The following is a 12,958-nucleotide window of genomic DNA, read 5'->3' as shown; positions in this document are numbered from 1 at the left end:
GCGTGAGCATGGATATTACCGATTTTTACCAGACATTTTTTGATGAAGCCGACGAATTGTTGGCCGATATGGAGCAACATTTGCTGGATCTGGTGCCCGAGGCACCGGACTCAGAACAGCTCAACGCCATCTTCCGTGCGGCGCATTCCATTAAAGGCGGAGCCGGAACGTTTGGATTTACCATTTTGCAGGAAACGACCCATTTAATGGAAAACCTGCTGGATGAAGCACGACGCGGTGAGATGCAGCTCAATACCGACATTATCAACCTGTTTTTGGAAACGAAAGATATTATGCAGGAACAGCTCGACGCCTATAAAAGTTCGGCAGAGCCTGATGCCGCCAGCTTTGAATACATCTGCAACGCGCTGCGTCAGTTAGCGCTGGAAGCCAAAGGTGAGGCGTCTGCGCCCGTTGTCCCTGCGGCAAAACTGAGCGTTGTTGACGCCGCGGCCAAACCAGACAGTGCGCCTGATGCGCCCGCAGGAAAATTGCGCGTAGTGCTGTCACGGCTGAAAGAGAACGAGGTCAACCTGCTGGAAGAGGAGCTGGGTAACCTGGCGACGCTCAGCAACGTGGTGAAGGGTAAAGACAGCCTGGCCGCGACGCTCGATGACGGGATCGGCCAGGATGACATTGTGGCGGTGCTGTGCTTCGTGATTGAAGCGGATCAAATTGCGTTTGAAACCGAGGCGGCGGCCGTTGAAGTGCCCGCGCCGGCAGAAATTGCCCCTGCGGTAGTTGCCGCTGCCCCTGCACTGAAAGCCGTGCCCAAAGAGACGGCCGCCCCGGCCCGCGGTGAAAAACCGGCGGCGCGCTCCAGCGAGTCAACGAGCATTCGCGTGGCGGTGGAGAAAGTGGATCAGCTGATCAACCTGGTGGGTGAACTGGTGATCACCCAGTCGATGCTGGCCCAGCGCTCCAACGAGCTGGACCCGGTGACCCACGGCGATCTCATCACCAGCATGGGCCAGTTACAACGTAACGCCCGCGATTTGCAGGAATCGGTGATGTCCATCCGCATGATGCCGATGGAATATGTCTTCAGCCGCTTCCCGCGCCTGGTGCGCGACCTGGCCAGCAAGCTCAACAAACAGATCGAACTCACGTTGATGGGCAGCTCCACCGAGCTGGATAAGAGCCTGATTGAACGCATTATCGACCCGTTAACGCACCTGGTGCGTAACAGCCTCGACCACGGCATTGAGCTGCCGGAAAACCGCGTGGCAGCCGGAAAATCGCCAGTGGGCAACCTGATCCTGTCAGCAGAACATCAGGGCGGCAACATCTGCATCGAAGTGACCGATGACGGCGCGGGCCTGAACCGCGAGCGTATTCTGGCGAAGGCGATTTCGCAGGGCATGGCGGTCAACGAAAACATGACTGATGAAGAAGTGGGCATGCTGATTTTTGCCCCAGGCTTCTCAACCGCAGAGCAGGTCACCGACGTTTCCGGCCGCGGCGTGGGCATGGACGTGGTGAAACGTAACATTCAGGAGATGGGCGGTCACGTTGAGATCCAGTCTAAGCAGGGCGCGGGCACCACGATCCGTATCCTGCTGCCGCTGACGCTGGCCATTCTTGACGGCATGTCCGTTAAAGTGGCGGACGAAGTCTTTATTCTGCCGCTGAACGCGGTGATGGAATCCCTCCAGCCGCGCGAAGAAGATCTGCATCCGCTGGCGGGCGGTGAGCGCGTGCTCGAAGTGCGCGGCGAGTACCTGCCGCTGGTGGAGCTGTGGAAAGTGTTCGAAGTGGACGGGGCAAAAACCGAGGCCACGCAGGGTATCGTTGTGATCCTGCAAAGCGCCGGACGCCGCTACGCGCTGCTGGTCGATCAGCTGATTGGTCAGCATCAGGTGGTGGTTAAGAACCTGGAAAGTAACTACCGCAAAGTGCCGGGGATCTCTGCTGCCACCATCCTGGGTGATGGTAGCGTCGCGCTGATCGTCGATGTATCGGCACTTCAGGGATTAAATCGTGAACAACGTGTGGCGAACACAGCCGCCTGATTAAGTAAAAGGTAATAACATGACCGGTATGAGTAACGTAACGAAACTGGCGGGCGAGCCATCTGGGCAGGAATTCCTGGTTTTCACTTTAGGTGATGAAGAGTACGGTATCGACATCCTGAAAGTGCAGGAAATTCGCGGGTACGATCAGGTAACGCGCATCGCGAATACGCCAGCGTTTATCAAGGGTGTGACCAACCTGCGCGGTGTGATTGTGCCTATCGTGGATCTGCGCGTGAAGTTCAGCCAGGGCGATGTGGAGTACAACGATAACACGGTGGTGATTGTTCTGAATCTGGGGCAGCGCGTGGTGGGGATTGTGGTGGACGGCGTGTCAGATGTGCTGTCGCTGACCGCCGATCAAATCCGTCCTGCGCCGGAGTTTGCGGTCACGCTGTCGACGGAATACCTGACAGGGCTGGGTGCGCTCGGCGAGCGTATGCTGATTCTGGTGAATATTGAGAAGCTGCTGAACAGCGAAGAGATGGCGCTGCTGGATATTGCGGCGAATCACGTGGCATAAAATAATGCCGGGTGGCGGCTTCGCCTTACCCGGCCTACAAATGGCTCCAACACGTAGGCCGGGTACGCGTCAGCGCCACCCGGCTCTTATGTATCTTTACGCCTCCTGCTCCACCAGCTCAGCCTCAACTTCCCGCGCCCCTTCATTCTGCGACAGCATCGCCGTCGCAATCCCGTTCCCCAGCACGTTAATGGCCGATCGGCCCATATCCAGGAAATGGTCAATCCCCATCAGCAGCAGGATCCCGGCTACCGGAATGTTAAAGCCTGGAATGGTTGCCGCCAGCACCACCAGCGACGAGCGCGGTACGCCCGCAATGCCCTTCGAGGCCAGCATCAGCGTTAACATCAGCACCGTCACCTCGGTAAAACTCAGGTGAATGTTGTACGCCTGGGCAATAAACATTGAGGCGAACGAGCAGTACACCATGGAGCCGACCAGGTTAAACGAGTAGCCGATCGGCAGGACGAAAGAGGCGATATTACGTGAACAGCCAAAGCGCGCTAACTGCTCCAGCGTTTTTGGGTATGCCGCTTCAGAGCTGCTGGTGGTAAACGCCACCAGCACCGGATCTTTCAGCATCGCCACCAGACGGAAAATCTCTTTCTTCAGTGCCATGTAACCCACGGCCAGCAATACCAGACAGGTCAGGAGGATCGCCACATAATAACCGCCAATAAACGAGGCATAGTTCAGCAAAATGCCCAGCCCCTGGGTGGCAATGACGGACGAAATCGCCGCGAAAATGGCCAGCGGCGCAACGTACATCACGTAGCCCGTCACCTTCAGCATAATGTGGGATACCACATCCAACGCCGCGACCAGCGGGGCGTTGAATTTTTGGCCCAGTGACGCGCCGCCAATGCCGAAGAACATCGAGAAGACCACAATTTGCAGGATCTCATTGTTGGCCATCGCGCCGGCAATGCTGGTTGGAATGGTGTGTGACAGAAAGGCTTTCAGCGACATCCCGCTCACGGCCAGGCCGGTATCAACCGTCTCTGTCGGAATGCTCAGGTTCAGACCGCTGCCGGGTTGTTCAAGGGTAACAATAAACAGCCCCACCAGAATGGAAAGTACGGATGAGCTGATAAACCACACCATCGCTTTACCCCCGACGCGCCCAATCGTCGACGTTTCACCCAGCCTCATAATGCCCACCGTCAGGGTGCTGAACACCAGCGGGGCTATCACCATCTTGATCAGCCGCAGGAAAATATCGGTCAGCAGGGTGATGTTCTCCGACCAGGCCTGTATCGCGTCGGACGAAGCATACTCATGGATCGCCGCACCGGAAAGAATGCCCGCCAGCATGAAAATCACGATGAAGAGCGTGAGTTTGTTTGCACTTGCCACAAAAAGATCCTCTATGCGCTAAAAGAGTTTCCTGCGTCAATGCATACAAAATTTTTATTTAAGCGCAGGAAAATATTCGGGGCATAAATTGAAGTAAAGCTGCGTGAGTTACAACTTGTTTTTAATTTTTATGAAATTCGTTGTTTTTATCATGACGATATATTGTGACTCAGATCACACTACAGGCGATATATCCTCAAGTTAAGCAAGAATAATGCCCATTTTTTTTTGCTAACCCTTTGTAATGTTTGTTAATAACCTGTTAATTCGAGCGGGGTTGCCCTCTTTTTGATGAAAGTGGTTGAAGTGCTAACCATAAACTAAATTCTCAGTAACCGCGCCGGGGAATGTTTAAGCGGGGCTAACATACTGAACAGTATGAATAAAATATGGCAAGCGAACCTATATTTCTTCTGGAGGGTGGTAAATGAAAAGAAAACTTCTTTTTATCTGCGCGGGCACGCTGCTGACGGCGGCAACGGTCGGTCAGGCTCTCGCGGTCACCAGTAGCGGCACTATCGGCGCGACGTTGACGCTGACAAACGTCTGCTTGATCAACGGCTCGCCAACGCAAAACGGCATTAACTTCGGGACGCTGGATTTCGGCACTCATCCTGCAACATTCTCCACCCTGACAACCCAGTTAACCGGTGCCAGCGGAGGAAACACCTTTACCATTCAATGTACCACTGCCAGTTACACGGTGGCGATCACCGGCAACACTAACGCTACCGCACCCGGAACCGTTGTCGGCACCCCAGGTACGCCGGGCCGCTATCTGGTCAACACCGCCAATGCGGCGCAGGGCGTTGCCTACAGCCTGTTCAGCGATAGCGGTTACAACAACGTGGTTGCGAACAATGCCGCGTTGCCGGTCGCCTCTACTGCGGGTGGGGTGGATAGCTACACCCTCTACGCACGCATTACGGGCGGCGGCAATAGCGTAACGGTCGTACCGGGAACCTATACCGACACGATTAACGTCAGCGTCACCTACTGATTCAGCCATGAAGGCATTGTTATGTCTGCGCGACAGCGCAGAGGGCGTCGTGCACCCTTTTTTAACCCTGTTGGTCGGGCTGATGTTGATCCCAGACGCCGGGGCGGTGACGTCTCAGTCATTCAGGGTGAGCGCGACGGTTGTGCCTGGATGCTCGGTGAGCACCGGCACCGGCGGGCGTTTCGGTACGCTGAATTTCGGGACCCGCAGCGGCGTGGAGAGCGCACCGGTCAGCACCAGCTTTGTTGCCGACGGCGCGTTGTCCATCGCGTGCACACCGGGTGTGGCGCTAAGTATGAGCATTAACGGCGGTCAGAATTATAGCTCTGTGCGGCGGATGACGCGTTCAGGCGGGACAGAGGTGGTCGGTTACCGGCTCTACAGCAGCAGCTCTCTGGCCGCAAACAGTGAAATTGGGGTTAACCAGGCAATACCGATTACCTATACCAACAGCAATAACATCGCGCTGCCTCTTTTTGGCGTCGCGCTTTTGACCGGGTTTAGCCCGTCAGGAACGTATTCAGATCAACTCACCGTGACCTTGTCATGGTAGGAAAGGGAGAGCATTGATGAAGCCATTTTTCAGGCGGTCAGGCCTGTTGAGTCTGTTGGGGATAACGGCCCTTACAGCGGTTAAGGCGCAAGCAGCCGCAACCATTCTTCTTTGGCCTATCGATCCGTGGCTTTCGGCAGACGCCAGAGCAACTGAATTGTGGATCCAAAATCAGGGCAACAGCGCCACGACAATGCAGATACGCATTGTGCGCTGGAAACAGGAGGGCGGATATGAGCGTTACACCGCCCAGCAGGATGTGGTCGCCAGCCCGCCGATCGTGACTATAGCTAAGGGCAGTAAACAGCTTATTCGCCTGATTAAGCAGGGGACGATCCCGTCCGGCGTCGAGCAAGCCTACCGCATCATTGTGGATGAGATTCCCCAGCCGGATGCCAAAGCGGAACCGTCTATGGGCCTCAAACTGCAAATGCGCTATTCCATTCCCTTATTTGTTTATGGACAGGGGATCCCCACCCTCAACGAAGGAGAGCATCACGCGCTGGCGAACACTCAGCAGCTCAACTGGCGGGTCATTCAGGAGGAGGGGAAACCCGCGCTTGAGGTCCGCAATCAGGGGAACGTTCACGTCAGACTCAGCCAGGTTGCGGTTGAGCAGGGCGGGCAAAAACGCACGGTTGCCGAGGGGCTGCTGGGTTATGTGCTGCCAGGCAGCACCCGAAGCTGGCCGCTTCCGGCAGGGATTTATCAGCCGAATCGGATGAGCGCGCAAATTAATGCCAGGGATACGCAATGGCAATCGACGCCCGTCAACTGAAACCGGCGATGATGATCCTGCTTTGCGTCAGTACCAGCGCATTTGCCGAAACCGGCGACGACAGTTTACCGCCGCCGCCGGACGCGCGGACGATGAACGGCGAAGCTGTATTCCAGCTCGCCCTGGTGCTGAACCACTATGACACGGGTCTGGTGGTGCCGGTGACGCAGCGCGAGGGCGCCTGGTTTATTTCAGGAGCGGATTTGCTTCGCGCCGGACTGCCGCAGGAGCATGTGCCTGCCGGAGAGGTGAACCTTTCAACGCTCTCATCGGTACGCGTAGAGTATGACAGCAGCGCCCAGCGGCTCATGCTGACGGTCCCCCGGGACTGGGTTGCGGCGCGGATCACGTCGTTTAGCGGTCAGAGCGCGCAAAGCAAGCCGCATTATGGCCGGGGCGCGCTGCTCAACTACGACGTTTATACCAACCATACCGAGCACACGGGCGGCCAGGCGTCGGTGTGGCATGAGTTCCGCTATTTCAACGAAGACTATTCGTTTTCTTCGACAGGGTACGCCCGACAGAATTTCGCCGGAAGCAGCGGGCAGCAGGAAGGATACGTGCGCTATGACTCAACCCTGCTGATCACCAACGAGGAGGATGCCACCACCTGGACCGTCGGGGACGTCATCAGCGATGCGCTGAGCTGGAGCACCAGTGTGCGGATGGGCGGGATCAGCTATGGGCGCGACTTCTCCCTGCGTCCGGATCTGGTGACCTGGCCGCTGCCGGCGTTTTCCGGTGAGGCGGCCGTCCCGACCTCGGTCGATCTCTTTATTAATGGCTACCGTTCCGGCTCCACCCGCCTTCAGCCGGGGCCGTTTACCCTCACTAATCTGCCGTACATCAACGGCGCAGGGGATGCGGTACTGGTCACCACCGACGCGCTGGGACGTCAGGTGAGCACCACGCTGCCGTTTTATGTCAGCAGCGATCTGCTGAAGCAGGGGTTAAGCGACGGCGCCGTGACGCTGGGCAGCCTGCGGCGCAACTACGGTATAGAGAATTTTGACTATGGCCCGGCGGCGGGCAGCGGATCGTATCGCTACGGGGTGACCGACTGGCTGACGCTGGAGGGGCATGCGGAAGGGGCGGAGTCGCTGGCGCTCGGCGGCGCGGGCACGGTGCTGAAGCTCGGGCGTTTTGGCGTGGTGAATACGTCTTATACCCAAAGCCGGATGCGCGGCGACGAAGGGGGCCAGATGAACTGGGGCTATCAGTACAGCACCAGCGAGTTTAGCGTAGCGACCCAGCATACCCGACGCGACCGCGGCTTCGGCAACCTCGCCCTGTACGATCAGCCCACCGTTTATGATGAATATGATAACCCCGTTGCCAGCCTGAGCCGCAATACCGACCAGTACTCCTTAACCTTTAACCTCGGTGATTACGGCAATATCGGTGCGGCGTGGATCGGCGTGGAGAGTTTTGACAGCCGGAAAACCGAGCTGCTCAACCTCTCCTGGAGCCGAAATCTGTGGCGCTCAAGCAGTATTTACCTGGCGGCCAGCCGTGACCAGCAGCGGGACGACTGGACGGTTGCGCTGTCGTTGCAGGTCCCTCTGGGCGAACGTGACAGCGCCGCCGTTACCTTTGAAAACACGCCTGACGCAGGCAGCACTCAACGCATTAACTACAACCACTCGATGCCGTCTGACGGCGGCTTTAGCTGGAACATGGCCTGGGCCAACCAGTCGCGGTCGAGTAACTATCAACAGGCCACGCTCGGCTGGCGGAATAACAATGTTGAGCTTCAGGGCGGCGGCTACGGTGAGAAGGGGATGATGACCTGGTGGGGCGAGGCGATGGGCTCAGTCGTCCTGATGGACGGTGAGCTGTTTGCGGCGAACAAAATCAACGATGCGTTTGTGGTGATCAGCACCGACGGACATCCGGACGTACCCGTCAGCTACGAGAACCAGCCGGTTGGTAAAACCAATAACAAAGGTTATCTGCTGGTCAGCGGCGTTTCCGCCTATTACCCGGCAAGCTACCGCATTGATACCCTGAACTTACCTGCGGATACCCGGCTGAAAGAGACCGAGCGTCGGGTGGCGATTCGTCGGCATAACGGTTATCTGGTGGATTTCCCTATGGAGCAGGAGCGGGTTGCCAGCGTGATCCTGCATGACGCGCAGGGCAATGCGATCCCGGTGGGAAGCCAGGTCAAACGCGCGTCCCGCAGTAGCGCGGTTGTTGGCTACGACGGCCTCGCCTGGCTGGAAAACCTCAACGATGTGAATCCTCTGGAGGTCATCACCCCGGACGGTAAACGCTGTATCGCAACGTTGAACGTGGGCGCAAATCCCGAGCATAAGCTGCAAACCTACGGTCCGCTGACCTGCCGGGAGGCGCCGTGAAACGCCTGTTGATAGCCATACTGTTGCTGTTCTCGGGCAGCGGCTGGGCGGCCTGCACCGTCAGTACGGTGAACGCCTCGTTTGGCAGCGTCACCTCATTCGCCCTGAGCAGTACGGGGGAGGTGCAAACCACCGGCACGCTGGTGGTGTCCTGCGATACTGTTCTCAACCTGCTAACCAACGACTCGGTGACGCTGACCTACACCTCGGCGTCGATAGCCGCCAACAGCCGCGCCACCATGAAACGTACCGATAATGCGGCCATCGCGGACGTTATCCCCACGCGCCTGTGCGGTGCCACTGGCTGCGGCGGAAACAGTGAAGTACAAATCAGCAAAACCTATACCTGGAATGGCAACACCCTGCTCGGGCTGCTGGGGTCAAGGCGCTACAACATTCCGCTTTATTTCCGTACTGTGCCGGGGCAGAACGTCACGGCCGGGCCGTACCAGGTGTTGTTAACGTTCAGCATCAACTACAACGTGTGCGCCGTTGGCGCGGGCGGGCTATGCCTGACCCCGCAAACCGGCACGGCAACTACCTCCATTCTCCTCAACATGACCGTCACCAACGATTGCAGCACGATGACCACGCCGGACGTGAATTTTAACAGCGCGCCGCTGGTGCAAAATTTTCCCACCGTTTCGCAGTCGATCGCCGTCACCTGCACCAAGGGCAGCACCTACACCATAGGCATTAATAATGGAGCAAACGCCCTGAACAACGTTCGTCGTATGGTTAGCGGCAGCAATTTTATGAGTTACGACATCTATAAAGAGGCGACCAGCAACCGCTGGGGCGGCAGTGGCAGCGAGCGCTGGGCCAGCGCCAGCTCATCCCAGGTCAGTACCGACGGGCTTTTACGCACCTATAACTACAGCGCTAAGGTCCTGACCAGCCAGGCCACGCCGCCTGCCGGAACCTACACCGACACGCTGATCGTTGACGTCGCGTTCTGACTCCCCGCGCTTTTCCCTTTCGCAAATGTAAAGTTCCCGTGGCCCCTGCCGATAACACCGTTAATCAATCGATGAGAAGGTGTTGTATGTTGAACCGTATCCGCGTTGTCACAATGCTTATGATGGTGCTGGTCATTTTCGCACTTCTTCAGCTTATTTCTGGCGGCCTCTTTTTCTCCTCGTTAAAACAGAACCAGGACAGCTTCGCGGCCTCGAACGATTTGCGGATGCAGCAAAGCGAACTGACCACAACCTGGGATCTGATGTTGCAGACGCGTATCAATCTGAGCCGCTCGTCTGCCCGCATGATGATGGATCCGAACAACCAGCAGAGCAGCGCAAAAACGGAACTGCTGAAGAATGCGCGCGCCACCCTGGCAGACGCGGCGAAACATTACGAGGCCTTCAAAAAAATCGCCCCTCAGCCCGCAATGGCGCAGGCGAGCGCGAACATAGATGAAAAATATCAGGCCTACTTCGCCGGCCTCACGGAGCTGGTGCAGTTCCTGGAGAAGGGCAATATGGATGCCTATTTCGCGCAGCCGACCCAGGGCATGCAGAACGCACTCGGCGCGGCGCTCGGCGAGTACGCCAAAGCCAGCGGCGAGCTCTATCACTCCGCCTTTACGCAAAGCCAGAACGACTACCGTTTCGCGAAATGGCAGATGGCGGTGCTCGCCCTCGCGCTGGTCATCGTGCTGGTGGCCGTGTGGTACGGCATTCGTCATATCCTTCTTAATCCGCTTGGCCGCGTCATTGCCCATATCCGCGATATTGGCCGGGGTGATCTCACGAAAACGCTGACCGTTTCTGGTCGCAACGAGATCACCGAGCTGGCGACCAGCGTCGACCATATGCAGCGTTCGCTGATTGATACCGTCGCCAACGTGCGTGAGGGGGCGGATGCCATCTATACCGGCACGAGTGAAATCGCGATGGGCAACAACGATCTCTCGTCCCGTACCGAACAGCAGGCGTCCGCTCTGGAAGAGACGGCGGCCAGCATGGAGCAGCTCACCGCGACCGTGAAGCAGAATGCCGACAACGCCCGTCAGGCGTCGCAGCTTGCAGAAAGCGCGTCCGACACCGCCCAGCGCGGCGGTCGGGTGGTCGACGGCGTGGTGAAAACCATGCATGACATTGCCGACAGCTCGAAGAAAATCGCCGATATCATCAGCGTTATCGACGGCATCGCCTTCCAGACCAACATTCTCGCGCTGAACGCGGCCGTTGAAGCGGCGCGTGCGGGCGAGCAGGGACGTGGGTTTGCCGTGGTCGCTGGCGAAGTACGTAACCTCGCCAGCCGCAGCGCCAATGCGGCGAAAGAGATCAAAGCCCTGATTGAAGACTCTGTTTCACGCGTGGATACCGGCTCGGTGCTGGTGGAAAGTGCGGGTGAAACCATGAATGACATCGTGAATGCCGTGACGCGCGTGACGGACATCATGGGTGAAATCGCCTCTGCATCGGATGAGCAGAGTCGTGGTATTGACCAGGTCGCTCTGGCGGTATCGGAAATGGATCGTGTGACGCAGCAAAACGCCGCCCTGGTGCAGGAGTCCGCTGCCGCGGCCGCTGCGCTTGAGGATCAGGCGAGCCGCCTGAAAATGGCCGTCTCGGCGTTCCGTCTTACTTCAAAAACAACAAATACGGTCAGCTCGCGGTCAGCGTACAGCGAAGCAACCCCGGCGCCCGTGACAACACCTACGCGCGCAGCGGTGACCGGACAAGATGAAAACTGGGAAACATTTTGACTGACAATTAAACCGCGGCTGCTTGCCGCTTGATGGGAGCGTGGATGTTAAATCGTATTCGTATCTCGACCACACTGTTTTTGATTCTGATCCTGTGTGGGGTTTTACAGGTTGGCAGTAACGGGTTGTCTTTTTGGGCGTTTCGCGATGGCTATCAGAATTTGCAGGAAGTTGAGACGAGTAATCAGCAGCGCTCCGCACTGGCACAAACGCGTGCCGTGCTGTTGCAGGCAAGCACTGCGCTGAACAAAGCAGGGACGTTAACCGCGCTGAGCTATCCGCCGGATGATATTAAGGCGCTGATGGTCGTGGCCCGCAGCAGCCTGAAGCAGGCCGACGCGCAGTTTAAGACGTTTACGGCGCAGGAGGCGGTGAGTGAGAAAGAGAAAACGCTGAAAGTCGCCATGAAAAAGACCTTTGATGTGTGGTACGGCGATCTCGACCATCAGGCGACGTGGCTGGAGAACAACCAGCTTTCTGACTTCCTGACCGCGCCGGTGCAGGCGTCTCAGGCGGCATTTGACGACAGCTTTAACGCATGGCAGCAGGATATTAACCAGTTTGTGGCGCGTGCCGGTGCGGACAGCCGTACCAGCTACCGCATGTCAGGGGTGATTTTCCTGACCATGGTGATCCTGGCCGCCCTGCTGACCGGCGGCTCGCTGTGGTGGTCGCGCAAAATGATCGTCCAGCCGCTGGCGATCGTCAGCAGCCACTTCGACAGTATTGCGAAGGGAGACCTGGCGCGTCCGGTGGCCGTGTATGGCAGGAATGAAATATCAGCGATTTTTGCCAGCCTGAAGGCGATGCAGAGTTCGCTGCGGGAAACGGTAAGCAACGTTCGTCAGGGCAGTTACGCCATGCATACCGGGATCTCAGAGATTGCGGCAGGCAATAACGATCTCTCATCCCGCACCGAACAGCAGGCGGCATCGCTGGCGCAGACGGCGGCCAGCATGGAGCAACTGACCGCGACGGTAAGCCAGAACGCCGATAACGCGCGTCAGGCGTCCGACTTGTCAAAACAGGCGGCGATGACGGCGAAACGTGGGGGCGACCAGGCTTCTCACGTCGCCAGCACGATGCAGCAGATTGCCGCCAGCTCGCAGAAAATTGGCGACATTATCAGCGTCATCGACGGTATCGCGTTCCAGACCAATATTCTGGCGCTGAACGCGGCCGTTGAAGCGGCGCGTGCCGGAGAGCAGGGGCGCGGGTTCGCGGTGGTTGCCGGTGAAGTCCGAAACCTCGCCAGTCGCAGCGCCAACGCGGCGAAAGAGATCAAAGGGCTGATAGAAGAGTCGGTCTCCCGCGTTCAGCAGGGCTCCGCGCTGGTGGATACCGCCGCGCAGACCATGCACGAGATTGTCACCTCCGTGACGCGGGTTAACGACATTATGGGCGAGATTGCCTCGGCGTCTGATGAACAACGCCGTGGTATTGAGCAGGTGGCGCAGGCCGTTACACAGATGGATCAGGTTACGCAGCAGAACGCCTCACTGGTGGAAGAGGCGGCGGCGGCTACCGATCAGCTGGCAAACCAGGCGGATCACCTTACCGGGTTGGTCGCCGTATTTAATGTGAAAGAGCACGTTGAAGCAGTAACAGAAGTCGGACGGTCACAGGCCGTGCCCGTTGTATCCTGAATGTGATTGAGAAGGCG

10 protein-coding genes are annotated in these 12,958 nt (G+C 57.7%); 9 read left to right on the top strand and 1 reads right to left on the bottom strand.

Annotated elements, in window-relative coordinates; all coding sequences use genetic code 11:
• Positions 1-2 precede the first annotated feature (2 nt).
• On the top strand, positions 3-2,012 hold the full coding sequence (gene cheA / locus ACQG11_RS00400) for a chemotaxis protein CheA (protein ID WP_426728083.1): 2,010 nt from the start codon (positions 3-5) through the stop codon (positions 2,010-2,012).
• 19 nt (positions 2,013-2,031) lie between these two features.
• Complete coding sequence (cheW, locus tag ACQG11_RS00395) at positions 2,032-2,535, top strand: chemotaxis protein CheW (protein ID WP_003859699.1); 504 nt, start codon at positions 2,032-2,034, stop codon at positions 2,533-2,535.
• Between the two features lie 96 nt (positions 2,536-2,631).
• Here cheW and ACQG11_RS00390 read toward each other — a convergent pair whose 3' ends face one another.
• Positions 2,632-3,891: a dicarboxylate/amino acid:cation symporter gene (locus ACQG11_RS00390; RefSeq protein WP_426728082.1), complete on the bottom strand. Its 1,260-nt coding sequence runs from the start codon at positions 3,889-3,891 to the stop codon at positions 2,632-2,634.
• A gap of 427 nt (positions 3,892-4,318) precedes the next feature.
• On the opposite strand from ACQG11_RS00390, the gene ACQG11_RS00385 reads away from it, so the two are divergent.
• The 7 genes from ACQG11_RS00385 (at position 4,319) to tap (ending at position 12,941) form a co-directional block, all read left to right on the top strand.
• Complete coding sequence (locus tag ACQG11_RS00385) at positions 4,319-4,891, top strand: spore coat protein U domain-containing protein (RefSeq protein WP_426728081.1); 573 nt, start codon at positions 4,319-4,321, stop codon at positions 4,889-4,891.
• Between the two features lie 7 nt (positions 4,892-4,898).
• Positions 4,899-5,444 carry a Csu type fimbrial protein gene (locus ACQG11_RS00380; protein WP_022648507.1) on the top strand — a complete coding sequence of 182 codons (546 nt, stop codon included), beginning with the start codon at positions 4,899-4,901 and terminating at the stop codon, positions 5,442-5,444.
• Between the two features lie 16 nt (positions 5,445-5,460).
• A complete protein-coding gene (locus ACQG11_RS00375) occupies positions 5,461-6,222 on the top strand; it encodes a fimbrial biogenesis chaperone (protein WP_023300459.1) in 762 nt (253 codons plus the stop codon).
• A complete protein-coding gene (locus ACQG11_RS00370) occupies positions 6,198-8,582 on the top strand; it encodes a fimbria/pilus outer membrane usher protein (RefSeq protein ID WP_023300458.1) in 2,385 nt (794 codons plus the stop codon). Before ACQG11_RS00375 ends, ACQG11_RS00370 begins: the two co-directional genes overlap by 25 nt.
• Positions 8,579-9,541, top strand: a complete 963-nt coding sequence (locus ACQG11_RS00365) for a Csu type fimbrial protein (protein WP_023300457.1) — start codon at positions 8,579-8,581, stop codon at positions 9,539-9,541. The genes ACQG11_RS00370 and ACQG11_RS00365 overlap by 4 nt, the downstream gene beginning before the upstream one ends.
• A gap of 86 nt (positions 9,542-9,627) precedes the next feature.
• The gene (gene tar, locus ACQG11_RS00360; protein ID WP_022648503.1) at positions 9,628-11,295 is read left to right on the top strand and encodes a methyl-accepting chemotaxis protein II; all 1,668 of its coding nucleotides are present in this window, start codon (positions 9,628-9,630) and stop codon (positions 11,293-11,295) included.
• 44 nt (positions 11,296-11,339) lie between these two features.
• Complete coding sequence (tap, locus tag ACQG11_RS00355) at positions 11,340-12,941, top strand: methyl-accepting chemotaxis protein IV (RefSeq protein ID WP_022648502.1); 1,602 nt, start codon at positions 11,340-11,342, stop codon at positions 12,939-12,941.
• Positions 12,942-12,958 lie beyond the last annotated feature (17 nt).

Source organism: Enterobacter cloacae complex sp. 372C4 (assembly GCF_050030615.1).
In the GTDB taxonomy this organism is placed as follows: Bacteria; Pseudomonadota; Gammaproteobacteria; order Enterobacterales; family Enterobacteriaceae; genus Enterobacter; species Enterobacter intestinihominis.
Note: the sequence above shows the minus strand (reverse complement) of the source record. Positions and strands in the feature narration are given on the sequence as shown.

What these genes read in the sequence shown, in the direction of transcription:
- ACQG11_RS00370 (WP_023300458.1), top strand. Translation starts at nt 6,198, where the DNA reads ATGGCAATCGACGCCCGTCAACTGAAACCGGCGATGATGATCCTGCTT.
- ACQG11_RS00385 (WP_426728081.1), top strand. Translation starts at nt 4,319, where the DNA reads ATGAAAAGAAAACTTCTTTTTATCTGCGCGGGCACGCTGCTGACGGCG.
- tap (WP_022648502.1), top strand. Translation starts at nt 11,340, where the DNA reads ATGTTAAATCGTATTCGTATCTCGACCACACTGTTTTTGATTCTGATC.
- tar (WP_022648503.1), top strand. Translation starts at nt 9,628, where the DNA reads ATGTTGAACCGTATCCGCGTTGTCACAATGCTTATGATGGTGCTGGTC.
- cheW (WP_003859699.1), top strand. Translation starts at nt 2,032, where the DNA reads ATGACCGGTATGAGTAACGTAACGAAACTGGCGGGCGAGCCATCTGGG.
- ACQG11_RS00375 (WP_023300459.1), top strand. Translation starts at nt 5,461, where the DNA reads ATGAAGCCATTTTTCAGGCGGTCAGGCCTGTTGAGTCTGTTGGGGATA.
- ACQG11_RS00380 (WP_022648507.1), top strand. Translation starts at nt 4,899, where the DNA reads ATGAAGGCATTGTTATGTCTGCGCGACAGCGCAGAGGGCGTCGTGCAC.